At 68.6% G+C, this 23,842-nt stretch carries 21 protein-coding genes; 13 read left to right on the top strand and 8 right to left on the bottom strand.

What is annotated here, in order from left to right; all coding sequences use genetic code 11:
* The first annotated feature begins 3 nt into the window (after positions 1 to 3).
* Positions 4 to 1,014, top strand: a complete 1,011-nt coding sequence (locus tag RZO50_RS14235; RefSeq protein ID WP_322600390.1) for a YihY/virulence factor BrkB family protein — start codon at positions 4 to 6, stop codon at positions 1,012 to 1,014.
* Complete coding sequence (locus tag RZO50_RS14230; RefSeq protein ID WP_322600389.1) at positions 1,011 to 1,691, top strand: NAD(P)H-hydrate epimerase; 681 nt, start codon at positions 1,011 to 1,013, stop codon at positions 1,689 to 1,691. Before RZO50_RS14235 ends, RZO50_RS14230 begins: the two co-directional genes overlap by 4 nt.
* On the opposite strand, the gene RZO50_RS14225 is transcribed toward RZO50_RS14230, so the two are convergent.
* Entirely contained in the window at positions 1,679 to 2,410 is a 732-nt protein-coding gene (locus RZO50_RS14225; RefSeq protein ID WP_322600388.1) for a glutamine amidotransferase, read from the bottom strand. The genes RZO50_RS14230 and RZO50_RS14225 overlap by 13 nt on opposite strands.
* Positions 2,411 to 2,542: 132 nt before the next feature.
* On the opposite strand from RZO50_RS14225, the gene RZO50_RS14220 reads away from it, so the two are divergent.
* Positions 2,543 to 2,776 carry a response regulator gene (locus tag RZO50_RS14220; RefSeq protein WP_322600387.1) on the top strand — a complete coding sequence of 78 codons (234 nt, stop codon included), beginning with the start codon at positions 2,543 to 2,545 and terminating at the stop codon, positions 2,774 to 2,776.
* Positions 2,777 to 2,779: 3 nt separating this feature from the next.
* Positions 2,780 to 3,394, top strand: coding sequence for a CYTH domain-containing protein (locus tag RZO50_RS14215; protein WP_322600386.1), 615 nt, complete (start codon positions 2,780 to 2,782; stop codon positions 3,392 to 3,394).
* Between the two features lie 79 nt (positions 3,395 to 3,473).
* Here the strand turns inward: RZO50_RS14215 and lpdA are convergent, their stop codons facing one another.
* Positions 3,474 to 4,871 carry a dihydrolipoyl dehydrogenase gene (gene lpdA / locus RZO50_RS14210; RefSeq protein WP_322600385.1) on the bottom strand — a complete coding sequence of 466 codons (1,398 nt, stop codon included), beginning with the start codon at positions 4,869 to 4,871 and terminating at the stop codon, positions 3,474 to 3,476.
* A gap of 10 nt (positions 4,872 to 4,881) precedes the next feature.
* Positions 4,882 to 5,541 (bottom strand): copper resistance CopC family protein, encoded by a 660-nt coding sequence (locus tag RZO50_RS14205; RefSeq protein WP_322600384.1) that lies wholly within the window; start codon positions 5,539 to 5,541, stop codon positions 4,882 to 4,884.
* A gap of 164 nt (positions 5,542 to 5,705) precedes the next feature.
* On the opposite strand from RZO50_RS14205, the gene RZO50_RS14200 reads away from it, so the two are divergent.
* The 3 genes from RZO50_RS14200 to RZO50_RS14190 all read left to right on the top strand — a co-directional run bounded on the left by RZO50_RS14200 (position 5,706) and on the right by RZO50_RS14190 (position 7,537).
* The gene (locus RZO50_RS14200) at positions 5,706 to 6,209 is read left to right on the top strand and encodes an FHA domain-containing protein (RefSeq protein WP_322600383.1); all 504 of its coding nucleotides are present in this window, start codon (positions 5,706 to 5,708) and stop codon (positions 6,207 to 6,209) included.
* Positions 6,209 to 6,901 (top strand): transcriptional regulator FtsR, encoded by a 693-nt coding sequence (gene ftsR, locus RZO50_RS14195; protein ID WP_322600382.1) that lies wholly within the window; start codon positions 6,209 to 6,211, stop codon positions 6,899 to 6,901. The genes RZO50_RS14200 and ftsR overlap by 1 nt, the downstream gene beginning before the upstream one ends.
* A gap of 90 nt (positions 6,902 to 6,991) precedes the next feature.
* The gene (locus RZO50_RS14190; protein ID WP_322600381.1) at positions 6,992 to 7,537 is read left to right on the top strand and encodes a MerR family transcriptional regulator; all 546 of its coding nucleotides are present in this window, start codon (positions 6,992 to 6,994) and stop codon (positions 7,535 to 7,537) included.
* 12 nt (positions 7,538 to 7,549) lie between these two features.
* On the opposite strand, the gene RZO50_RS14185 is transcribed toward RZO50_RS14190, so the two are convergent.
* From RZO50_RS14185 to RZO50_RS14175, 3 genes are all read right to left on the bottom strand, one after another.
* The gene (locus RZO50_RS14185) at positions 7,550 to 8,761 is read right to left on the bottom strand and encodes a glycosyltransferase (RefSeq protein WP_322600380.1); all 1,212 of its coding nucleotides are present in this window, start codon (positions 8,759 to 8,761) and stop codon (positions 7,550 to 7,552) included.
* A gap of 97 nt (positions 8,762 to 8,858) precedes the next feature.
* Positions 8,859 to 10,082, bottom strand: a complete 1,224-nt coding sequence (locus tag RZO50_RS14180; RefSeq protein WP_322600379.1) for a trans-sulfuration enzyme family protein — start codon at positions 10,080 to 10,082, stop codon at positions 8,859 to 8,861.
* Between the two features lie 108 nt (positions 10,083 to 10,190).
* On the bottom strand, positions 10,191 to 11,009 hold the full coding sequence (locus tag RZO50_RS14175; protein ID WP_322600378.1) for a ParA family protein: 819 nt from the start codon (positions 11,007 to 11,009) through the stop codon (positions 10,191 to 10,193).
* 70 nt (positions 11,010 to 11,079) lie between these two features.
* Here RZO50_RS14175 and RZO50_RS14170 point away from each other — a divergent pair, with 70 nt between their 5' ends.
* Genes RZO50_RS14170 through def form a run of 3 tightly spaced genes read left to right on the top strand, consistent with a single transcriptional unit; the run spans position 11,080 to position 16,793 of the window.
* Entirely contained in the window at positions 11,080 to 14,487 is a 3,408-nt protein-coding gene (locus RZO50_RS14170) for a pyruvate carboxylase (protein WP_322600453.1), read from the top strand.
* Between the two features lie 43 nt (positions 14,488 to 14,530).
* A complete protein-coding gene (locus RZO50_RS14165) occupies positions 14,531 to 16,300 on the top strand; it encodes a nucleotide-binding protein (RefSeq protein WP_322600377.1) in 1,770 nt (589 codons plus the stop codon).
* 1 nt (position 16,301) lies between these two features.
* On the top strand, positions 16,302 to 16,793 hold the full coding sequence (def, locus tag RZO50_RS14160; RefSeq protein ID WP_322600376.1) for a peptide deformylase: 492 nt from the start codon (positions 16,302 to 16,304) through the stop codon (positions 16,791 to 16,793).
* An 88-nt stretch (positions 16,794 to 16,881) separates the two neighbouring features.
* On the opposite strand, the gene RZO50_RS14155 is transcribed toward def, so the two are convergent.
* Positions 16,882 to 18,708 carry an AMP-dependent synthetase/ligase gene (locus RZO50_RS14155; protein ID WP_322600375.1) on the bottom strand — a complete coding sequence of 609 codons (1,827 nt, stop codon included), beginning with the start codon at positions 18,706 to 18,708 and terminating at the stop codon, positions 16,882 to 16,884.
* Positions 18,709 to 18,886: 178 nt separating this feature from the next.
* On the opposite strand from RZO50_RS14155, the gene RZO50_RS14150 reads away from it, so the two are divergent.
* The 3 genes from RZO50_RS14150 to RZO50_RS14140 are packed head-to-tail and all read left to right on the top strand — an operon-like array spanning position 18,887 to position 21,858.
* Entirely contained in the window at positions 18,887 to 19,822 is a 936-nt protein-coding gene (locus RZO50_RS14150; protein WP_322600374.1) for an ROK family glucokinase, read from the top strand.
* Between the two features lie 2 nt (positions 19,823 to 19,824).
* On the top strand, positions 19,825 to 20,511 hold the full coding sequence (locus tag RZO50_RS14145) for a lysophospholipid acyltransferase family protein (RefSeq protein WP_322600373.1): 687 nt from the start codon (positions 19,825 to 19,827) through the stop codon (positions 20,509 to 20,511).
* Positions 20,512 to 20,520: 9 nt separating this feature from the next.
* The gene (locus tag RZO50_RS14140; RefSeq protein WP_322600372.1) at positions 20,521 to 21,858 is read left to right on the top strand and encodes a class II 3-deoxy-7-phosphoheptulonate synthase; all 1,338 of its coding nucleotides are present in this window, start codon (positions 20,521 to 20,523) and stop codon (positions 21,856 to 21,858) included.
* 1 nt (position 21,859) lies between these two features.
* On the opposite strand, the gene pknB is transcribed toward RZO50_RS14140, so the two are convergent.
* Positions 21,860 to 23,797 (bottom strand): Stk1 family PASTA domain-containing Ser/Thr kinase, encoded by a 1,938-nt coding sequence (pknB, locus tag RZO50_RS14135; protein WP_322600371.1) that lies wholly within the window; start codon positions 23,795 to 23,797, stop codon positions 21,860 to 21,862.
* Between the last annotated feature and the right edge of the window lie 45 nt (positions 23,798 to 23,842).

Here is a 23,842-nt window from a genome sequence, read left to right as displayed (position 1 = left end):
GACATGAAGGACGTCCTCGCCCGCGCCGTCCGGTGGATCCTTACCCTCAAGATCGTGCGTGCCGTGCTCCTGTATACGGAGCGCCGCGGTCCCCAGCTCAGTGACAGCGTCACCTACCGCACGCTGTTCAGCGTGTTCGCCGGGGTCCTGCTCGGATTCTCTTTCGCGGCCCTGTGGCTCTCGGGCAATCCCGAGGCGTTCCAGGCGCTCGTGAATGCGGTGAACCGCGCCATTCCCGGCCTGATCGGCACGGACGGCGATGGCCTCATCGACGCCGAGGCCATCAGCGCGCCGACGGGACTGAGCATCACCGGGGCGATCGCCACGATCGGACTCGTCGGAGCAGCCATCGGAGCGATCGGCTCACTCCGCCTTGCGATGCGGACTATCGCCGACGAGTCACCCAACGACCTGATGATCGTATGGGTGCTCCTGCGCAACCTCGCGTTGGCGATCGGGATCGGTCTCGGGCTCGCCGCTTCCGCCGCGGTGACCATCCTCGGCACCGCCGGTGTCGGCATCGTGACGGAGTGGCTCGGCCGTCCGGATGAAGGGCCCGTCGAGATCATCCTCACCCGTGCCGTCACCGTCGCAGCGGTCTTCGCACTCGATGCCGGCCTCATCGCCGCGTCCTTCCGGCTGCTCTCCGGCGTGCGGGCCTCGGCGCGGTCGCTGTGGAGCGGAGCACTGCTCGGGGCGGTCGGCCTCACGGTGCTGCAGCAGCTCTCCGGTCTCTTCGTCGGAGGAGCCACGAGCAACCCGCTGCTGGCGTCGTTCGCGTCCCTGATCGCCCTGTTGCTGTGGATCAACCTCTCCGCGCAGGTGATCCTCATCGCCAGCGCGTACATCGTCACCGGCGTCGAAGAGGACCGTGACCGGGTGCGCGCCAAGTACGGCGCCTCCACCTTCGCCCAGCGGCGCGTCCAGCGCGCCGAACGCGCCGTGCGGACCGCCGTCGACGACCTGGAGGAAGCACGCGAAGCCGAGCGGGAAGAACGGGAGAAGTCGGAATGACCTCCACCGCGCCGGCCTATACCGCCGACCAGGTGCGCGCCGCAGAGAAGCCGCTCCTCGAAGCGGGCGAGCCTCTCATGCGGTGGGCGGCCTCGGCGCTGGCGCGCGTGATCGCCGATGAGTTGGTTGGGCGACCGCACCCGCGGGTGCTGGTCCTTGCCGGACGCGGAGACAACGGTGCAGACGCGTTGTACGCCGCACAGCGCCTGGTCGAGTCAGGGATGGACGTCGACACCCTCCTGACCTCGGGAGATGCCCACGTCGCCGCGCTGGCGGCGGCGACGTCCGCCGGCGTGCGTCGGATCGAAGCCGACGGGCTCGATGCCACCGCGTACGATCTCGTCGTCGATGGCATCGTCGGCCTCGGTGCGCGCGGGCCGCTTCGCGGGGCGGCCCGTGAGACGGTGTCAGCCATGCGCGGTGCCGACATCCCACCGGTGGTGGCCGTCGATCTGCCCAGCGGACTGCATCCCGATGAAGGCAGCGCCGACGACGCGGTCCTTCCCGCCGCCGTCACCGTCACCTTCGGTGCCGTCAAGCGCGGAGTCGGTGTCGCAGCGGGCCCCGGAGTGGTCGGACGGATCGTCCTGGTCGACCTGGGACTGGACCTTCCCGACGGGCTGGACCTCGTCGAGGTGGAACGGGTCGTGGACGGGCGCGCCGCTCAGCGCGCATAGCGGTCGACGAATGTGCGGAGGATCTGACGCGGCTGCGTCACGGGTTCTCGTCGCACTGCCGCCAACGTCGCCGCGAGCTCGTCGGCCGCGAAGTATCCGTAGCCGGCATAGGCATGGATGCGCGCGATGATTCCGTCGAGATCAAGCTCGGGGTGGAACTGTGTTGCGTAGACGTTGGTCCCCACGCGGAACATCTGCACCGGGCAAGACGGCGACGAAGCCAGCAGCACGGCGTCAGGGGGCAACGACCTGATCGCCTCCTTGTGGCCGACGAATGCCCCGAAGTCGCGGGGGAGGCCTCGGAGCAGGGGATCCGCCTCTCCATCCGCGCTGAGAGTGATATCCGCCACTCCGATCGGCTCACCGAAGGTGCGGTCGATCACGGCGCCTTGATGCGCTCCGACGGTGCCGACGCCGTAGCAGGCGCCGAGGAAGGGAAAGTCGCGCGCGACGACCTCATCGAGGAGCGCGGCGAACTCCGACTCGACGCGACGCTGCACGAGCGACTTCTTCTCAAACGGGTCCGACGCGTTGAACGGTCCGCCGCCGACGAAGATGCCCGAGAGGGCGTCGAGGTTCAGCGGGGGCAGTGGACCTGCCTCGAGCCGGACTCGTATCAGATCTCGCTCGGTCAATCCGGTGCCCTCGAGGAAGAGGCGGTACTCCTCATCGGCCGGCACGTCTTCGGCGCGCGTGGCGAGGAGGACGAACGGCTTCACACCTCACGATAACCCGACGGTGGGGTGCGGATGCTTCCGCGCGGCAAGCAGCGAGCACCGGGGAACGGACCACATCCGGGCGGCGATCGCAAGGTGGATCCGATGGCAGACCCCGAGGGCTAGGCTCGGGCCATGGCTATCGCACGACTTCACGGAGGTCCGCTCGACGGACAGGTGATCCCTGTCGACGACATCGAGCAGGAGCAGCTCATCGTCCCCTACAGCGAGACCCAGGTGGTCTACGAGCGGCGAGGCGAGCTTGCCAACACGGGTGATGACGACGGACCCACCGAGGGTGAGTTCTGGTTCGTCGAGTCGGAGGACGACATCGACCCGTACAGCGACTCACCGCGCGATCGGCGCTGAAGAGTGACCGATCCGCAGCGCACGCTCGAGGTCGAGGTGAAATTCGACGTCGAGGCAGACGTCGCCGTTCCCGACTGGTCGATCGTTTCGGCGGTCGCCTCGGTCACGGCGGGGGAGCGACGCGAGCTCGATGCCGTGTACTTCGACACCGAGGAGGCCGAGCTCGGTCGCGCGGGATACGCGCTGCGCCGCCGGACCGGCGGCCACGACGCGGGGTGGCATGTCAAGGGTCCGCGCCTCGGCGCCGGACGCGAGGAGCTCGGCTGGCCGCTGGGGGATGGTCCCGTGGACGATCCCCCCGAAGCGGTGCGCGCCGCCGTCGCGCACATCGCGGAGGGGGCGCTTGCGCCGCTGGCGCGCATCCGGAACGAACGTGTCGCGTACGAGATGCTCGATCCGGCCGGCGAGGTGATCGCGGAGTTCGTGGACGACCACGTCAGTACGAAAGACGAGCGTGGCGGGGTGGAGCGGCGCTGGCGCGAGTGGGAGGTCGAACTCGGCCCGGCCGCTCCGGCTGACCACGAGGCGTTGTTCGAAGAGATCACGCGCATCGCACACGCCGCGGGGGCGACCGAGGCGACGTCCGAGTCGAAACTGGCTCGGGCGCTCGGCGTATGAGGCGCCCCCGACGAGCTGCCGATTCTCAACGAGAAAGGAGCGGGCCGGAAGGCCCGCTCCTTTCTCGTTGCTCGATCGATCAGATGTTGATCATGTGACCGGCGATGCCGTGGAACGCCTCCTGCACCGCTTCCGACAGGGTCGGGTGGGTGTGAACGTTCCGGGCAGCCTCGAGCGCGGTGAGATCCCACTTCTGCGCGAGGGTGAGCTCCGGCAGCAGCTCGGACACGTCCGGGCCGATCATGTGCGCCCCGAGCAGTTCGAGGTGCTCGCCGTCGGCGACGATCTTCACGAATCCGACGGGCTCGCCGAGGCCGTTCGCTTTGCCGTTCGCGCTGAACGGGAACTTCGCGACCTTGACGTCGTATCCCTCGTCGCGCGCCTGCTGTTCGGTGAGGCCGAAGCTCGCGACCTGCGGGGAGCAGAACGTCGCGCGCGGCATCATGCGGTAGTCGCCGAGCGCCATCGTTTCGGCGCCCGCGATCGTCTCGGCAGCCACGACGCCCTGCGCCTCGGCGACGTGAGCGAGCTGCAGCTTGGCCGTGACGTCTCCGATGGCGTAGATGTGCGGCACGTTGGTGTGCATGTAGTCATCGATCTCGATGGCGCCGCGCTCGGTCAGTGTCACGCCGGCCTTGTCGAGGCCGTAGCCTTCGACGTTCGGTGCGAAGCCGATGGACATCAGCACCTTGCCGGCGTCGACGGAACCCTGCGCGCCGTCCTTGCCGGTGTAGGCGACGGTGACCTTGTCGCCATGGTCGGTGATCGACTCGACCTTGGTGGAGGTCAGGATCTCGACGCCGAGCTTCTTGTACTGACGGGCGATCTCCTTGGAGACCTCGGCGTCCTCGTTCGGCAGTGCGCGGTCGAGGAACTCGATGATCGTGACCTTCACGCCGTAGTTCGTCAACACGTAGGCGAACTCCATGCCGATCGCGCCGGCGCCCACGATCGCGATGGACTCGGGCAGGTCGCGGGCGAGGATCTGCTCCTCGTAGGTGACGACATTCTCACTCAGCTGCACGCCGGGCAGCAGGCGGACGGTCGAACCGGTGGCGATGATCGCGTTGTCGAACGTGACCCGCTCCGACGATCCGTCGCTCTTGGCGACGTCGATGGTGTTCGCGTCGACGAACGTGCCGCGGCCGTCGTACTCGGTCACGGAGTTCTTCTTCATCAGGTAGTGGATGCCCTTGACGTGGGTCTCCGCCACTTTCCGGCTACGGTCCCATGCCGTGCCGAAGTCGAAGGACACATCGCCCGAGATGCCGAACAGATCGGCCTTGTGGGTGAACGTGTGCGCGAGGTCGGCGTTGCGCAGGAGTGCCTTCGAGGGGATGCACCCGACATTCAGGCACACACCGCCCCAGTACTTCTCTTCGATGATCGCGACGGACTTGCCGAGCTGGGAAGCGCGCACGGCCGCGACGTACCCGCCGGGACCCGCGCCGAGGATGACGACGTCGTAGTGAGGCATGGCTGTAAGCCTATCGTTCGGAGGGCTGGTCGGAGTCCGGGGCGGAGCTGTTCGAACCGGGGGCGCTCGGGGGAGTGCGACGCCGTGAGGCGACGAGGTAGACGACGGCCGCGATGACCGCGAGGGCGACGATCCCGCCGACGATCCACGGCACCGTCGACGAGGCCTCGGCGGGCGTCTCGGGAGAGGCGCTCGGAGTCGCTGTGGGTGTCTCGGTCGCCGTCGGTGCTGCGGTGGGGCTCGAGGCGGTCGGGGTCGGAGTCGGGGTCGGATCCGGTGCGGCGACATCGAAGGAGAACTCACCCGAGATCGGGTGGCCGTCGGAGGAGACCACCTTCCACTGCACGGTGATGGGCCCTGTCGCTTCGCCCGCGAGTGGCTGCGTGACCGTCGTTTCGACGACCTCGGGGTCTCCATCGGCCAGCGACGCGCCGTCGGCATCCGTGACGGCGAGCTCCGTCGCGCCGTCCTCGGTCGAAAGAATCCCACTGAAGGTGAGGACGAGCTCTTCCGGCATGGTTTCGACCGTGGAGCCCGACTCAGGGTCCGTCGACACCAGTTCGTCGTGAGCTGACGCCGGCGTCGCGGTCGCGAGGGAGCCGACGGTCAGCAGGAGGGCGGTGAGGGCGATGAGGAGGCAACGGAATCGGGAAGTAATCGCGTGCGTCACCCGGCCGAGCTTACTCCGCGGTCTTCGCCGCCTGACGGCCTCGTCCGCCGGCTCGACACGGACGGTCGTTTCTGAGTAGTTTCGAGTACCCCCCTCACGCGCTGAGCGCGGTTCCGCGAGGGCGCCGATCGGATAGGCTTGGGCATCGGAGAGGAAGGACCACCGTGGAGGAATACCGCCGCCCGGAACCGGACGACATTCACCGGGCCGGACGACCCGGTGACGGCGCCGACCGGCCCGTCCCGAGCGATACCACGCAGACCTTCGGGCATGACTCCGATCTGTCCTACGTGCCCTTCGGCAGCGAGCTGAGCGAAGCTGAGCTCGAGGCCATCGAGGCGCTTCCGACCGGCGCGGCTCTGCTGCTCGTCCGGTCGGGCCCGACGGCCGGTGCCCGCTATCTGCTCGACTCCGACGTCACCACCGTCGGACGCCACCCGGAAGCCGACATCTTCTTCGACGATGTGACGGTGTCGCGTCGACATGCCGAGATCACGCGCTCGGGCACGGCTTTCGAGCTCGTCGACCAGCGCTCGCTGAACGGCACCTACGTCAACGGCGAACGCGCGGATCGAGCGCGCCTGGACAACGGCGCGGAGGTCCGGGTCGGCAAGTTCCGTCTCAACTTCTTCGTTTCTCCGTCCGATCTGCCCGCCTCGGAAGGCTGATGGCTCCGGCATCAGCCCGCGAACGCATGCCGTCCGCGGGCCTATTGAGCATCGGCCAGGTCCTGGCCCGTCTCGCTCCCGAGTTCCCCAACCTCACCTCCAGCAAGCTGCGGTTCCTCGAGGTGCAGGGAATCGTCACCCCGGTGCGCACCGAATCCGGCTACCGCAAGTTCTCGAGGGACGATGTCGAGCGCCTCCGGCTCGCTCTGACCCTTCAGCGGGACCACTACTTGCCGCTGAGCGTCATCCGCGATTACCTCGTCGAACTCGACGCCGGCCGCGAGCCGGCCCCGCCGTCCTCGGTGAATGCGGCCCCCCTCGTGCCGGCACCGCGGCGCTATCGGCGCGAGGAACTCCTGAGCGAGGCCGGGTGTCCGCCGCAGCTGCTCAACGACGCGATCGGCACCGGCGTCATCCAGGGGGCCGAGACCTACGGCGAGCAGACCGTCACGCTGCTCCGCTCGTTGGTCGCCCTGCATCGACACGGCATCGAACCCCGGCACGTCCGCGCGCTTCGGCAGGGCGCCGAGCGGGACGCCGCGCTCATCGAGTCGGCTCTGGCCCCGCTTCTCCGCCGCACCGACGCTGCCTCTCGCGGTCGCGCGGGGGAGATCGCCCCGGAACTGGCCCGCCGGCTCGATGAGATGCGTGGGATCTATCTGCGCGCCGCTCTGGATCGACTGCTCACCTAACGCGACACGCCGAGCTCTGACACCCGATGTCGTTGCCCGGCGCCCTTCGCTGTTCTAGCGTTGGGGATAACTGATCGGGAGGAGACGCGCATGGGCGCATTCGAAGCGAGTGACGAACCCGCTTTCGCGACCGATCTTCTCTTCACGGACGGTCTGCCCCAGATGGACGATGAGACCGGATACCGGGGCGCCGTCGCGGCACGAGCGGCAGGCATCACCTACCGACAACTGGACTACTGGGCGCGGACCGAGCTCGTCGAACCGACCGTGCGCGGAGCCAGCGGCTCCGGATCCCAGCGTCTCTACGGATTCCGCGACATCCTCGTGCTCAAGCTGGTGAAGAGGCTTCTCGACACGGGGATCTCGCTGCAGCAGATCCGTACCGCCGTCGAGCAGCTCCGTGCCGCAGGTATCCGGGATCTGACCGGGACGACCCTGATGAGCGACGGGGCGTCCGTGTACCTGTGCACCTCGAGCGATGAGGTCATCGATCTGGTCAGCCGCGGTCAGGGCGTGTTCGGAATCGCGGTGGGCAAGGTGCTCCGAGAGGTGGAGTCCACCCTCGTCGAGTTCGACCCGCAACAGCCTGATCAGATGGACGAGCTGGCCGCACGTCGGGCAGCGCGCAGCGCCTGAGCCACGCCACGTTCACACCCGTCGGCGGGTGACCTGTTCGAGGATCCGCACGGCGGTACCCGTGCCGTCTTCACCGCGCATCCGTTGAGATGCTGCAATCGTGGCCGGTCGCAGACGATCCACATCCGCGAGCGCGCGTGCGAGCCGCTCGGCGGTGAGCCGCGACGCGCGGATCAGAGCGGCGGCGAGACCGGCGTCGGCGAGTCGTGCGCCCCAGAAAGGCTGATCGGCGATGAACGGCACCACGACCGAAGGCACACCGGCGCCGACCGCCGCGTGCACGGTCCCGACGCCGCCGTGATGGAGCGCCGCCGTCACCCGGGGGAGGACGCTCCGATGGTCGACGCTTGTTCTCGTCAAGACATCGGAGCCCGCGAGGTCTCCGTCGATCTCGAGCCCGCCGAGCCCTGTCGCCATGAGGACCCGCATTCCGTTCGAGCGGGCCGCTTGCAAGACGGCGCGGCCCCGTCGAGCAGCACCCGGCGAGGCCATCGAGCCGAACCCCGCGTAGAGAACGTCGCCGAGACGGAGGAACTCCTCGAGGTCGAGGTCGAGGTTCGGTGCTCCCTCTGGTTTGTCGACCCACGCGCCGGTGAGCGTCGTGGTGGCGGGCCAGTCGGCGGGTCGCGACAGAAGCGTTGAACTCACCGGCACGAGATTCGATGCGGCGGGGGAGTCCAGGCGGGGGCGCTCCGAGAGTCCCAGGGCGGTTGCGGCAGCGTCCATCTCGGCGCTGAACATGCGTCGACCGGCGGTCGCGGCGGCATAGGTCGCGCGGTTCAGCGGCCCGATGTCGAAGGGTACGGTGCCGGCGGCGGGGAAGGCCCGCGTGGGGGTCATCGCGGGGACGAGCTCCGCGACGACATGCGGGATCCTCGACGCATCGGCGGCCATCGGCGCCGACAGCGCTTTCGGATGATAAACCACCACATCGGGCGACGTGTCGGCGATCGCCCGTGCCGTCCCGACGAGGACGGCGCGCATGATGGGGCGGATCACCGACCTCAGTGACCGCATGGCTCTGATCGGCGACACTCCCTGTTGCTCGATCACCCGCGTGAAGTCCGCGCCGAGTGAGATCGTCGCGACGCCGTCGGTGACTGCGCCGGAACGGTCGGGGAGGGCCACGACGGCGTCATGGCCGTCGGCGCCGAGGCGTCTGGCAAGTGCGAGGAACGGCTCGATGTCACCACGCGAACCCGCCGTGACCAGCAGGACTCTCATGCGTTCGCCCATGCGACGTCGGCGTGCGTGTCTGGGGCTTTCCGCATGCCCATCATCCTGTCGCACGGGACGGCTCGGCGCGAGGCGACAAGGGCTCTCAGGGGCGCACGCGCGTTCCCGCCCCTGCCGGGGAGGGGACCTGGCGTGCGGCGAGACTCAGCGCACGATCGAGGTCGGCGATCAAGTCCGCGGCGTTCTCCAGCCCGATCGACAGGCGCACGAGGGCCTCGGAGGGGCGGGCCTCAGCGGTGACCGGCCGGTGCGTGAGTGCCGCGGGGTGTTGGATCAGCGAGTCGACGCCACCGAGCGAGACAGCGTGCGTGAACAGCGACACCGCGGTCGTGAGCGCGGCGGCAACGGGGAAGCCGCCGGTCAGTACGACGCCGATCATCGCGCCCGGCCCGTGCATCTGGCGGCCGATCAGCCCGGAAGGGTCGGCGCCCGGCAGCGACGGGTGGTGCACGCGCTCGACCGCGGGGTGCGTGGTCAGCCACGCGGCCACCTCGTGTGCGGTCGACTGCTGCACGCGAACCCTGGTGGGCAAGGTCGGCAGACCCCGGTGCAGGAGGTAAGCCGCCATCGGGTGAAGGATGCCTCCGGTGATCGCGCGGGTGCGGCGCAGGGCGGTCGCGAGGTCGTCGTCGCAGGCGATGACGCCGCCGACCGCGTCGCCGTGTCCGCCGATGTACTTCGTGGCGCTGTGCAATGACATGGCTGCACCGTGTGCGAGCGGTCGCTGCAGCACGGGGGTGGCGAAGGTGTTGTCGACGACGACGGGAACGCCGTCGGCCTGCGCGACGGCGTCGGCGATGTCCACCAGCTCCAGGGTGGGGTTCGCGGGGGTCTCGAGGAAGACGGCGGCCGTGTCCGCCCGCACGGATGACGCGATCCGTTCCGGCGCGCAGAACGTGGTGGTGGTGCCCAGCAGGCCGCTCGCCAAGAGATGATCGGTGCCGCCGTACAGGGGGCGCACGGCGACGATGTGGCGGCGATGCGCGGATGTCAGGGTGAGCAGCGCCGCCGTGACGGCAGCCATCCCCGACGCGAAGGCCACCGCATCCGCTCCGCCCTCCAGTCGCGCCAAGCCCTTCTCGAACCGAGCGACGGTGGGATTCCACAGGCGCGCGTACACGCTCGACCCATCCGCCGGAGGGTGCCCGCCTCCGGCGATCACCTCATAGGAGTGACCTCCCAGCTCGACGTCGGGCAGAGGGTTGGTGGAGGACAGGTCGATCGGGAGTGCGTGCACGCCCAGGCCCGCGAGGTCGTCGCGTCCGGCATGGACGGCAGCGCTGTCGACGTGCAGCGACGATGATGCCATGACGGCATGGTGTGCGATCGAGACGAAATGCGCAACTAGTACTTCGGTAGCTGTGCGCGATGACTCTCCGGCAGCTCTCGGATGAGCATGCTGCCTTGCGAGGGAGTATCAGGCAGAAGCAGTGGGACCTTGTGGCGGTGACGGGATCCGCCCGATGCGGATCACGCGGTCCAGCAGAGCGTCGAAATCGGCGGCCAACTCCTGGGCGGAGTCGCCGGGCCAGATGTGCAGGGGCTTCGCCGCCCCTTGCGCCTGCTGGAGCGAGGTTCTCTCCGGGAGCTGGGGTGACAGAACGAGCGGACCGAACATGTCGCGCAGCTCTTTGATCCGGAACTGGTGCTCGATCGACTGCGGTCGCACGCGGTTGACGACGATGCCCAGCGGCTGGAGGCGGGGCGAAAGACCTCGCCGGATCTCCTCGATGGCGCGCAGCGCGCGGTCGGCTGCCGCGACCGAGAACAGGCCGGGCTCGGTGACGACGACGACACGGTCGCTCGCCGCCCACGCGGTGCGGGTCAGCGCATTCAGCGACGGCGCGCAGTCGATCAGGACGAGGTCGTACTCCGACTCGATCGTCGCCAGCGCCTCCTCGAGCTTCCACACATCGCGCACGCTCGGGTGCGGTCCGTCGAAGTTGATCGCCGACGGGCTTCCGATCATCACGTCGATCGTTCCGGGGTGGACCTTCGCCCAGCCGCTGGCGGTGATCGCCTGCTTGACGACCTTGTCCTTGGGATTGGCCAAGACGTCGGCGATGTTCAGTCGCCCGGCGACCTGGATGTCCATGCCCGTAGACACGTCGGATTGGGGGTCGAGGTCGACGACGAGAGTGCGGACGCCTCGCGCGAACGCAGCGGAGGCGAGCCCGAGGGTCACCGTCGTCTTTCCGACCCCGCCCTTGAGGGAGCTGACGGAGAGTACGTGCACGAGGCACTACGTTACCGTCCTCTAGGCTGTGAGCACACTCGACCGATCCGCCATGCTCAGCGAGGTGCGCATGTTCCGAAAGATCCTGGTAGCCAATCGCGGGGAGATCGCCATCCGCGCGTTCCGTGCGGCGTTCGAACTCGGCGCGAGGACCGTCGCGGTCTTTCCGTACGAGGATCGCAACTCGCTCCACCGGCTGAAGGCAGACGAGGCCTACCAGATCGGAGAACCCGGACATCCGGTGCGCGCCTATCTCGATGTCGACGAGATCATCCGTGTCGCCACCGAGTCCGGCGCCGATGCGATCTACCCCGGCTACGGGTTCCTGTCGGAGAACCCCGAACTGGCGGAGAAAGCCGCGGCGAACGGGATCGTCTTCATCGGCCCGCCGGCGAAGGTGCTCGAGATGGCGGGCAACAAGGTGACGGCGAAAGAGCACGCCATCGCGGCCGGTGTCCCGGTGCTGCGCTCGACGCCGGCATCGGATGACGTCGATGAACTCCTCGCCCAGGCGGACGGGATCGGGTTCCCCATCTTCGTCAAGGCGGTCGCCGGAGGCGGCGGCCGAGGCATGCGCCGGGTCGCCTCCGCCGAGGAGCTGGCCCCGGCGATCGCCGAGGCGATGCGCGAAGCCGGCAGCGCGTTCGGGGACGCGCGCGTCTTCCTCGAGCAGGCCGTGCAGCGGCCCCGCCACGTCGAAGTGCAGGTGCTGGCCGACCAGTCCGGCCACACCGTCCATCTCTTCGAGCGCGACTGTTCGGTGCAGCGGCGGCATCAGAAGGTCATCGAGATCGCTCCGGCGCCGAATCTCGACCCCGCAGTCGCCCGTGCGCTCCACGCCCACGCGATCGCCTTCGCCCGATCCATCGGATACGAGAACGCCGGCACGGTGGAGTTCCTCCTCGAGACCGCCGGGCCCCGCGCCGGTGAGGCCGTCTTCATCGAGATGAACCCGCGCATCCAGGTCGAGCACACCGTCACCGAGGAGGTCACGGATGTGGACCTCGTGCAGTCCCAGATGCGGATCGCGTCGGGGCAGTCGCTCGAGGACCTCGGACTCTCGCAGGACAGCATCCACCTGCGCGGAGCCGCCCTGCAGTGCCGCATCACGACGGAGGACCCCACCCAGGGGTTCCGTCCCGACACCGGCAAGATCACCACGTACCGGTCGCCCGGGGGCGCCGGCGTCCGACTCGACGGTGGGACCACGGCGGCGGGCGCCCAGATCAGCCCGCATTTCGACTCCATGCTCTCCAAGCTCACCTGCCGGGGGCGTGACTTCGGTGCGGCTGTGCTGCGGGCGCGGCGTTCGTTGGCGGAGTTCCGCATCCGCGGTGTCTCCACCAACATCCCCTTCCTCCAGGCCGTCCTGGACGACCCGTCGTTCATCGCCGGTGACATCAGCACCTCGTTCATCGATGAGCGACCCGGCCTTCTCAAGGGGCGGGAATCGAAGGACCGCGGGACGAAGATCCTCAACTGGCTCGTCGACACCACCGTCAACAAGCCACACGGCACGAACCCGGTGAGCGTCGAACCGCGTCAGAAGCTCCCGACGCTCGATCTGGCGGCCGACGCGCCGGACGGCAGCCGTCAGAGGCTGCGTGCCCTCGGGCCCGCGGGCTTCGCCGCTGACCTCCGGTCGCAGACGGCGCTGGGCGTCACCGACACGACGTTCCGCGACGCGCACCAGTCGCTCCTGGCGACGCGGGTGCGCACCAAAGACCTCCTCGCGGTCGCCCCGTATGTGGCGCGCATGACGCCACAGCTGCTCTCGGTGGAGGCATGGGGCGGAGCGACATACGACGTCGCGCTGCGATTCCTCGGCGAAGATCCGTGGGAACGCCTCGAGAAGCTTCGTGGTGCCCTTCCGAACGTCGCGATCCAGATGCTGCTGCGCGGGCGCAACACGGTGGGGTACACGCCGTACCCGACCGAGGTGACCGACGCCTTCGTGCACGAAGCCGCCGCGACGGGGATCGACATCTTCCGGATCTTCGACGCCCTCAACGACGTCGCCCAGATGCGGCCGGCGATCGACTCCGTCCTCGCCACCGGCACAGCCGTCGCCGAGGTCGCGGTGTGCTACACCGGTGACCTGCTGAATCCAGCGGAAGACCTCTACACCCTCGACTACTATCTCCGGCTCGCGGAGAAGATCGTCGATGCGGGTGCGCACGTGCTTGCGATCAAGGACATGGCAGGTCTGTTGCGTCCCGCAGCGGCGGCGACGCTCGTCTCGGCGTTGCGCGAACGATTCGACGTGCCCGTGCACGTCCACACCCATGACACCGCGGGCGGCCAGCTTGCGACGCTGCTCGCCGCGAGCGCCGCAGGGGCCGACGCGGTCGACGCCGCATCGGCGCCGATGTCCGGGACGACGAGCCAGCCGTCTCTGTCGGCCCTCGTCGCCTCCCTCGCGCACACCGAACGCGACACCGGCCTGGACCTGACGGCGGTGAACGACCTCGAGCCCTACTGGGAGGCGGTGCGGAATCTCTACGCCCCGTTCGAGTCGGGGCTGCCCGGACCCACCGGGCGCGTCTACCACCATGAGATCCCCGGGGGGCAGCTGTCCAACCTCCGCCAGCAGGCGATCGCTCTCGGTCTGGCGGAGGATTTCGAGCTCATCGAGGACATGTACGCCGCCGCGAACCGCATCCTCGGGCGCGTACCGAAGGTGACGCCTTCGTCCAAGGTGGTGGGAGACCTCGCCCTGCACCTCGCGGCGGTCAAGGCCGACCCCGCCGACTTCGAGGCGAATCCCGAGAAGTACGACGTTCCCGACTCGGTGGTGGGATTCATGGCCGGGGAACTGGGCGACCTTCCCGGCGGGTGGCCCGAGCCGTTCCGTTCGAAGGTTCTCCAGGGGCGTGACATCAAGACGGGCGTCACCCCCTTGACACCTGACGAGTCGGCCGCTCTCGGCGGCGACGCCGCTGAGCGGCGCCGTGCACTGAACACACTGCTGTTCCCGGCCCCGACGCGGGCGTTCGAGCAGTCGCGCGACGTGTTCGGTGACCTGAGCGTGCTCGACACCGCCGACTATCTGTACGGGCTGGAACCGGGGGGCGAGCACGTCGTCGAGATCGATCGGGGCGTGAAGCTCTTCGTCGGGCTCGAAGCCATCGGCGAGGCGGACGACAAGGGTATTCGGACCGTGATGACCACGCTCAACGGGCAGCTGCGTCCTGTTTTCGTGCGCGATCGCAGTATCACGGTCGAGACGCACCAGGCCGAGAAGGCGGATACCTCTCGACCCGGCCAGGTCGCCGCCCCGTTCTCCGGAGTGGTGACCCTGAAAGCGAGCGCGGGGGACACGGTCGCGGCCGGGCAGGCTGTCGCGTCGATCGAGGCGATGAAGATGGAGGCGGCCATCACCGCACCCGTCGACGGTGTCGTCGAGCGCCTCGCGATCGCCGCCACGGCGCAGGTCGATGCGGGCGATCTTTTGCTCGTGATCAGACCCGCGGGTTAGCCTGGACGGCGCGCGAACGCGCGTGAGAACCCAGGAGCACCCCGTGAACCCCGATCATCCCGACCACTCGCCGAACGACGAGGCGGCCGAGAACGCCGTCCTCGACGACGCCGGGAACCTCGACACGCACGCCATCGGACTGCTCGGGACATCGACGCAGCAGGTGTCGGTGTCGTTGCCGACCGACCACGACGACGATGACGAGGACGTCATCGACGATGAGGTCCCGTTCGTGCACGCGCCCCTGGGCGACCCGCTTTCGCACGACCAGGTCCTGACATCGGCTTCGGCGGTCGACCTCGGCCGCGACGGGGAGACCGTCGACGTTGAGACGTCCGCGTCTGCCGAGGAGGTCTTCGAAGGAGACCTGGAGGCCGACGAGCTGCCGTCCGACCCCGCGCCCGTCGAGGCGCACACGGCCGAGATCGTCACCGACGAGACACCGGACGAAGGCGTCGACGAAGCAGACGCGACGACCGCCCGGGCTTCCGATGGGGCTCCCGGGGGATTCGCCGTCATGGGTGACGAGCCCGAGGTCCGCGGCGCCGAGCACGCCGATCCGGACGCCGGAGACCAGGGGCGCACCGGGTCGTCCGCCGCGCCCGAGCGGGCGCACGGTTCGCCTGCGCCCGTGTCACTCGGGCAGGATGAGGCTGTGACCGAGACCCCCGCCGACGCACCCGTGACCGCGCCGACGAGAGAACCTGCGCCCACCACCGCGACCGGGAGCGTGCCGGCCACGCGGTGGGAGGCTCAGCACCCCGGCGAACCGCATCCGACCGGTCGGATGGAGGAGGTCGAGCGGGTCCAGCCGCGTGCCGATGTCACACTCGCCTCGAAGCGTCTCGGGGAGTTCGAAGCCGACCGCGAAACCGCGGATCTGCTCACCGCCGACCGACTCCTCGACCCCGCCCAGATGGCGCGGTCGGAGCCCGAGGGGTACTGGCAGCAGCTGATCTACGCCCTCTCGGGTCGGCGTATCCACCTCGGCGACAGCAAGAAGGCGCGCGCCCGCAAGGAACTCGACCGCAAGATCGCCGCGCCCCTGCCCGGCGCTGCCCGATTCGTTCCCGTCATGTCGCGAAAGGGCGGGGTGGGCAAGACGACGGTGACGACGCTCCTCGGCATGGCCCTCGCCGACGCGCGGGATGACCGCATCATCGCCGTTGACGCGAACCCCGACCGGGGAACCCTCGCCGACCGGATCGGTCGCACCAGCGGCAAGACCGTTCGCGACCTCGCCCGCGTGCGCGGTCAGGTCTCCGGGTACAGCGACATCTCCACGATCGTCGCCCGCGACGAGACGCGGCTGGACGTGCTCGCCTCCGACGCCGACCCGCAGGTCTCCGAAGCCTTCAGCGGCCGCGACTATCACGACGTCGCGAGCGTCGCCGCCCATTACTACTCCATCGTGCTCACCGACACGGGGACCGGTGTCGTCCATTCCGTGATGGGCGCGACGCTCGATCTCGCCGACCAGCTGGTCCTCGTCGCGGGGCTCAGCGTCGACGAGGCGCGCTTGGCCTCGGAGACGCTGACGTGGCTGGAGGCGAACGGATACGCCGATCAGGTCCGGAAGGCCGTCGTGGTCCTCAACAGCGGGCGTCCGGGTGCGCCGCTCGTGCAGCTCGACCAGCTCGAGGCGCATTTCCGGACGCGCGTGCGCGCGGTCGTCCGCATCCCCTACGACGCCCACATCGCGACGGGGTCGTCCATCGTGTTCCGGGACCTCGACGCCGGTACCCGGCAGGCCGCACGGGACCTCGCTGCTGTGGTCGTCGACGGCCTTCGCGCGACACCGACGGCGGCCTGACGTGGCCGTTCGCACGATCCGCGTCTTCGGCGACCCCGTCCTGCGGGCGCCCAGTGCGACGATCGAGACGATCGACGACGGCATCAGGGCTCTGGTGCAGGACCTGATCGACACGGTCGAGCTGCCCGGACGGGCCGGAGTAGCCGCCCCGCAGATCGGGGTGGGATTGCGCGCCTTCAGCTACAACATCGACGGTGACATCGGGTACCTGCTGAACCCCGAGATCATCGAACTCTCCGGCGAGCCCCAGTACATCGGGGAGGGCTGCCTGTCGGTACCGGGCCTCTGGCACGATGCTCTGCGATACCCGCACGCCGCCGCACGCGGCATCGACCTGGACGGGCGCGAGGTGGTCGTCGAAGGCGACGGCCTCATGGCACAGGCGCTCCAGCATGAGACGGATCATCTCGACGGGAAGCTCTACCTCAGCAGGCTGACACCGGAGATCCGCAAGCTCGCGATGCGCGAGATCCGGGAGTCCGACTGGTTCTGAGTCGCTTCGGGGCGGCGAGGAGCAGAGGTGGAGCCGGCGACCTGACCGGCCACCGGCTCCACCTCTGCGCGTGCGCCGCCGTCGTCGGCTACTTCAGTGAGACGTTGGTGGTGTTCACCGGCACGGCGTAGATCTCCTCGACCTGCGCTGAGAAGTCGTCCATGATGACGTTGCGCTTGATGCTCATCTTCGGTGTCAGGTGTCCCGACGCCTCCGTCCACTCGGTCGGGAGGATCGTGAACTTGCGGATCGACTCGGCGCGTGAGACGAGGGTGTTGGCGTGGTCGATCGCCTTCTGGACCTCGGCTCGGACCTTGTCGTTCTTGGCTGCGTCCTCCAGCGACATGTCGCCGGGAAGGTCGTTGTTGGCCAGCCAGGTCGGCAGCATCTCCGGGTCGAGGGTGATCAGCGCCGAGATGAAGGGCTTGTGGTCGCCCACCACGACGACTTGGCCGATGATCGGGTTGGCCCGGATCGGATCCTCGAGCGCGGCAGGGGCAACGTTCTTTCCGCCGGCGGTGACGATGATCTCCTTCTTGCGGCCGGTGATGGCCAGGCACCCGTCGGCATCGAAGGCCCCGATGTCTCCGGTGCGGAACCACTCGCCGTCGAAGGCGGCCTCGGTCGCCTCCGGATTCCGCCAGTACTCCTTGAAGACGTTGACACCCTTGACCTGGATCTCGCCGTCGTCGGCGATGCGAACGCCGACGCCGGGGATGACGGGCCCGACGGTGCCGATCTTCATCAACTGCGTCGTGTTGACCGTGGCGGGCGCGGTCGTCTCCGTCAGTCCGTACCCCTCGAGGATGACGACGCCCAGGCTGTGGAAGAAGTGGCCGAGTCGCGGACCGAGCGGGGCGGAACCCGACACGGCGTAGACCACCTTGCCGCCCATGGCCTCGCGCAGCTTGCTGTAGACGAGCTTGTCGAACAGGCGGAACTTCAGGCGGAGCCCGAGCGGGACCCGCTTCCCCTCCTGTTCTAGCTTCGAGTGCTCGATCGCCGTGTTCGCGGCGGCGTGGAAGATCTTGCCCTTGCCGCCGGCTTCCGCCTTCTGCTCCGCCGAGTTGTAGACCTTCTCGAACACCCGCGGGACGGCGAGCAGGTATGTCGGCTTGAAGGACCCGAGTGCGGGGAGCAATTGCTTCGTGTCGGGCTGGTGTCCGGTCTTGACCCCGGCGTGCACGTTGAGGATCGAGATGAATCGTGCGAAGACGTGCGCGGTGGTGATGAACAGCAGGGTCGAGGCACCGGGCGTGGTCAGCACGTCATTCAGGGAGACGAAGCAGTTCCGCGAAAGCTCGACGAAGTTGCTGTGCGTGAGGACGCATCCCTTCGGGCGGCCGGTCGAGCCGGAGGTGTAGATCAGCGTGGCGATGTCGTCGCCCTGCGCGAGGTTCCGGCGTCGCTCGATCTCATCGTCCTCGATGCCCGTGCCTTCTGCGACGAGGCGGTCCAGGTCGCCCCCATGCATCGCCCAGACCGAACGGATCAGAGGAAGGTCGCCGCGGACCTCTTCCAGCCGTGACGAGTGATCCTCCGATTCCACGATGCACGCCACGGCACCGGAGTCGGAGAGGTTCCACGCGATCTGCGACGCAGAGGAGGTCTCGTAGATCGGGACCATCACCGCGCCGGCGAAGAACAACGCGAAGTCCACGAGCGTCCAGTCGTAGGTGGTGCGCGCGATGAAGCCGACTTTGTCGCCCGGTTCGACACCGGCCGCGACGAAACCTTTGGCGAGGGCGACGACCTGCTGGTGGAACTGCGCCGCGGTGATGTCGCGCCAGCCGGACCCTTCGGGGACGGCGAACAGCGCGCGATTCGGGGTCTCTTTGACCCGCTCCACGAGGAGGTCGGTGATGTTCGCGTCGGGATCGGCGGGAACGACGGCGGGGATGGTGAACTCGGTCACGGCAACTCCTTTGGTACCGGTTGCGGTTACGGCGGTCGGGTCGTGAATCGAGTGTAACCGAGTGACGTTCGGTTCTCGTGGGTCTTCACGTCTGCGCGTCGGGGTCGCGGTCACCGCGCGGCCCGCCCTACTAGAGTGGTTGCGCCGTCGCGACCGCGGCCGGCCGGAAGGGAAGACGTTGCTCAAGGTCGGTATCGACATCGGTGGCACGAAGATCGCGGGAGGCGTCGTCGACGCCGAGGGACGGATCGTGGAGAAGCTGCGCGTCGCCACCCCCACGGACACCGCCTCCCTCGCCGACGCGGTGGTCGACATGGCGCGTCATTTCACCCAGAACCACGACATCGCCGCGGTGGGCGTGGCTGCCGCGGGCTTCATCGACCGAGACCGCGCGATCGTGCTCCATGCGCCGAACATCGCGTGGCGCAACGAGCCCCTCAAAGCCGCGTTCGCCGCCCGCATCGATGTCCCCGTGACCATCGAGAACGACGCGAACGCAGCCGGATGGGGGGAGTTCCGCTTCGGCGCCGGCCGTGACGTCGACAACATGACCATGCTCACCATGGGAACCGGGGTCGGCGGCGCAGTCGTCATCGACGGTGCGCTGCTGGTGGGCGGTCACGGCATCGCGGGCGAGCTCGGCCACATCCGGTTCATCCGCGACGGGCGACCGTGCGGGTGCGGTCAGAACGGATGCCTGGAGCAGTATGCCTCCGGTCGGGCCCTGCAGCGAGAGGCGCATGAGATCGCCGATGCCGAATCGGGTATCGGCGCCGGGCTCGCAGAACTGCGCCGGGAGACCGGCGCGCTGAAGGGGCCGGCGATCTCCCGCTTGATCCTCGCGGGCGACCCGGGCGCCGTCGAGGCGCTGCATCGGGTGGCGACCGCCCTCGGCGAGGCGTGCGGCGGTTTCCAGGCTGTGCTCGACCCGGAGCTGTTCGTCATCGGTGGCGGCGTCGCCCAGTTGGGTGAGGACCTCCTGGTGCCGATGCGCGAGGCGTACCGGACCGCGCTGCCCGGATACGGCGATCGCCCGGTCGCGGACTTCGCGATCGCGCAACTCGGCAACGATGCCGGTCTGATCGGTGTCGCGGATCTGGCGGAGGTCGCGTAGCGGTGTTCTACTGGCTGATGAAGTACGTGGTCATCGGACCCGTCGTCAAGGCCGTGTTCCGGCCGTGGATCGTCGGCCGGCGGAACGTCCCCGCCCAGGGGGCGGCGATCCTCGCCAGCAACCACCTGTCCTTCGCCGACTCCATCTTCCTCCCGCTGATGATCGACCGGCCCGTTTCGTTCCTCGCCAAGAGCGACTACTTCACGGGCAAGGGCCTGCGAGGCTGGGCGACCCGCGTCTTCTTCAAGGCGACGGGCCAGTTGCCGATCGACCGGTCGGGCGGCAAAGCGTCGGAGGCGTCCTTGAACACCGGTCTCCAGGTGCTCGGTCGCGGAGATCTCCTCGGGATCTACCCCGAGGGAACCCGGAGTCCGGACGGGCGCCTGTACCGCGGCCGAACCGGCATCGCACGCATGGCCCTCGAGGCGCATGTTCCGGTGGTGCCGGTCGTCATGGTCGACACCGACACGATGATGCCGATCGGCCGCCGCGTCCCGCGCGTGGTGCGGGTGGGGGTCGTGATCGGCGAGCCGCTCGATTTCTCACGCTTCGAGGGCATGGAGGGCGACCGCTACATCCTCCGATCCATCACCGACGAGATCATGGTGGCGCTCCAGCGCCTGGGCGAGCAGCGCTATGACGACGTGTACGCGTCCACGGTGAAAGATCGCCTCCCCAAGCGCGGCTAGACTTGGCTGGTGCTCCAGCAGCTAGACTCCCTCGACCACTGGCGGAACCTCCCGATCAAGCAGCAGCCCGCGTGGCCCGACGCCGACGCCGTCGCGGCCGTGTCGGACGAGATCGCCGGGTTGCCGCCGCTCGTCTTCGCCGGCGAGGTCGACCTGCTGCGCGAGCGTCTGGCCGGTGCGGCCGCGGGGCAGGCGTTCCTCCTGCAGGGCGGCGACTGCGCGGAGACCTTCGCAGGCGCGACGGCCGAGAAGATCCGCAACCGGATCAAGACGGTGCTCCAGATGGCCGTCGTGCTCACCTACGGCGCGTCGATGCCGGTGGTGAAGATGGGTCGCATGGCGGGGCAGTTCGCCAAGCCCCGGTCGAAGGACACCGAAACGCGCGGGGACGTGACGTTGCCCGCCTACCGCGGTGACATCGTCAACGGATTCGATTTCACCGAGGCCTCACGCACCGCCGATCCGCGTCGGCTTCTGCAGGGTTACCACACCGCCGCTTCGACCTTGAACCTCATCCGCGCCTTCACGCAGGGTGGCTTCGCCGATCTGCGCGAGGTGCACAGCTGGAACAAGGGCTTCGCCCAGAACCCGGCCAACCAGCGCTACGAGGGCCTGGCGACCGAGATCGACCGCGCCATCAAGTTCATGGAGGCGGCGGGGGCCGACTTCGAGGAACTGCGCCGCGTCGAGTTCTACACCGGTCACGAGGGGCTGCTGATGGACTACGAGCGCCCGATGACGCGCATCGACTCCCGCACCGCGACGCCCTACAACACCTCGGCACACTTCCTGTGGGTGGGTGAGCGCACGCGCGAACTCGACGGCGCCCACATCGACTACTTCTCGAAGATCCGCAACCCCATCGGCGTCAAGCTCGGCCCCACCACGTCGCCCGAGGTCGCGCTCGAGCTGATCGACAAGCTCGACCCGGAGCGCGAGCCCGGTCGGCTCACCTTCATCACACGCATGGGTGCCGGCAAGATCCGGGACGCCCTGCCGCCGCTGCTCGAGGCCGTGAAGGACTCGGGTGCGACGCCCCTGTGGGTCACCGATCCGATGCACGGTAACGGCATCACGACGCCGACCGGGTACAAGACGCGGCGGTTCGACGACGTGGTGGACGAGGTCCGCGGGTTCTTCGAAGCGCATCGTGCCATCGGCACGCATCCCGGCGGGATCCACGTGGAGCTGACCGGCGACGACGTCACCGAGTGTCTCGGCGGATCCGAGATGATCGACGAGGCGACGCTCGCCACGCGGTACGAGTCGCTGTGCGACCCACGACTGAACCACATGCAGTCACTGGAGCTGGCGTTCCTCGTCGCCGAGGAGCTCGAGAAGCGCTGAGTCAGCCGGTCACGGTGATCTGCAGGGTCACCGTGGTTCCGCGGACCCTCATGCTCGATCCCTCGGGATCCTGGGCCGTCACCTCGGTGAGGTCGTCGGGCCAGACGTTCCACAGGGCGGAGTAGTTCACCTCGAACCCTTCGGCTCTCAGGGCGTCCGCCGCGCCGTCCCGCGTCATCCCCACGACGTCCGGAACGGGGAACAGGGGAGGACCGCTCGAGACGACCAGCGTCGTTCGATCGCCGGGCCGCCATGACCCACCGCCTTCGCGATCGGTCATGTAGATGACGCGCCCTTCGGCGATCTCGGTGCTGGCCTCCTGCGAGACGGACGCGACCTCGATGCCGGCGGCCTCCAGGGTCGAACGGGCATCGCTTTCGGTCATGTCGCGGACCGACGGGAGCGGGCCGAGGGAGACACGCAGGGTCGCGCTGTCTCCTTCGTGGACGGTGCACTCCTCGCCGCACTCCACGGCATCCCCGCCCTCGCGGGGCGTGACGGCCACGCCGATGACGACGCCGGCATCGGCGTCGGTGTAGTACGTACTGCTCTCGCCGACGGCGATCCGCGCTGCCTCGAGCTGGGTTCGCACATCGTCCTCGGGTCTTCCGTTCAGGGCCGACAGCGTGACCTCGGCGGGGCCGAGCGAGACGCGGACCGCGACCTCGGCGTCCTTGTCGAGACGCGCTCCGGCTGACGGATCGGTGTCGACGACGAGACCGGTGTCGACCTCCAGGCTGTATACCCCCTCTTCGACACCGATCAAGGACTCCTGAGCGAGTGCGGTCTGCGCGTCGGCGAAGGTCAGCCCCGAGACGTCGGGCACCGCGACCTGGGACCCGGGCCCGGAGCCGAACCACCACCCGGCTCCTCCCGCCAGAGCGGTCAGGAGCAGAACGAGGACGAGGATCGACGCACCGCGCCGGGAGCGCCGCCGCGTCGCCTGCCGGAGCCGTGAGGTGTTGTCGACGTCTTCGATGACGGCGGACGGCGCGGTGACCGCGGCGGGAAGGACCTTGGTGAGCTCGCCCGACGCGCCGCTGTCCTCGCGCGTGATGCCGGTCTCGACGGTCCGTGCGACCTGGGGCGTGATGCCGAGCTCCCGCTCGATCTCCCGCAGGCGTTCGAGCATCTCCCGCGCATCCAGCGGCCGGTCATCGGGCAGTTTCTCCGTCGACCACAGGACCAGTTCGTCCAACTGCTCCGGCACGCCGGGATTCTTCGCACTGGGTCGCGGGACGGAATCCGTCGCGTGCTGGTAGGCGATCTGCATCGGCTGCTCGCCCTTGTAGGGCTGCTCACCGGTGAGCATCTCGTAGAGCATGATCCCGAGCGCGTAGATGTCGCTGCGTGCATCCGCCGTGCCTCGCGTCACCAGCTCAGGCGCCAGGTAGGCGATGGTGCCCAGCAGCTGCGCCCCGGTGGCGGTGTTGGCGGTGGTGGCCCGGGCCAGGCCGAAGTCGCCGATCTTGATCCGACCGTCCTCGGCCAGCAGAACGTTCTCGGGTTTGACGTCGCGGTGCACGATTCCCGCGCGATGCGCGGCGGCGAGCCCGGAGAGGATCGCATCCATGATGGAGATCGCCTGGGGGACGGTCAGTCTTCGCTGCTCCTTGAGGAGTTCGCGCAGCGTGATCCCGGGGAGATACTCCATGACGAGGTAGGCCATGTCCCCGTCCTGACCCTGATCGAAGACGTTCACGACGTGCGGATCGGCCAGACGCGCGGCGGCGCGGGCTTCCTGGATGAATCGGCTCTGGAACACCGAATCGTCACTGAGGTGGCCGTGCATCACCTTCAGGGCGATGCGTCGTTCCAGGCGCAGGTCGGTTGCGACGTAGACGGTGGCCATCCCGCCTCGGGCGATGCGGGCACGCACACGGTATCGACCGTCGACCAGACGGCCGATCAGCGGATCCGTCTGCTGACTCGTGCTCACGAGTGAAGTCTACGGACGCCTGGCTGTGAGCCCCGGTGCGGCGCA

It is taken from the genome of Microbacterium xanthum (assembly GCF_034531355.1).
GTDB lineage: Bacteria > Actinomycetota > Actinomycetes > Actinomycetales > Microbacteriaceae > Microbacterium > Microbacterium xanthum.
Note: the sequence above shows the minus strand (reverse complement) of the source record. Positions and strands in the feature narration are given on the sequence as shown.